Genomic DNA, 533 nt, shown 5'->3' on the forward strand with positions numbered 1-533 from the left:
GTTAGTTGGAACGATGGAACAACAGGTTTAGCTAAAACGGTTAGTCCTACAACAACAACTTCATACACGGCTACTTGCACAGTTGGCACCGCCCCGTGTGTGGGAACAGGTACAGCAATGGCTACCGTCACGGTTACGCCCAAGCCGACACCCACACCGACGGTCAACAGCCCAACGATTTGTGCTGGGCAGTCAGCAACCTTGACGGTATCGAATTGTGCAGGGGCAGTTAGTTGGAACGATGGAACAACAGGTTTAGCTAAAACGGTTAGTCCTACAACAACAACTTCATACACGGCTACTTGCACAGTTGGCACCGCCCCGTGTGTGGGAACAGGTACAGCAATGGCTACCGTCACGGTTACGCCCAAGCCGACACCCACACCGACGGTCAACAGCCCAACGATTTGTGCTGGGCAGTCAGCAACCTTGACGGTATCGAATTGTGCAGGGGCAGTTAGTTGGAACGATGGAACAACAGGTTTAGCTAAAACGGTTAGTCCTACAACAACAACTTCATACACGGCTACTTG

1 pseudogene is annotated in these 533 nt (G+C 51.8%); it reads left to right on the forward strand.

The window, feature by feature from the left end:
* Positions 1-117: 117 nt before the first annotated feature.
* Positions 118-533 (forward strand): annotated as a pseudogene (locus AC23P2_RS31200) (gliding motility-associated C-terminal domain-containing protein); the annotation flags it as partial.

It is taken from the genome of Runella sp. R0.1_18 (assembly GCF_057652155.1).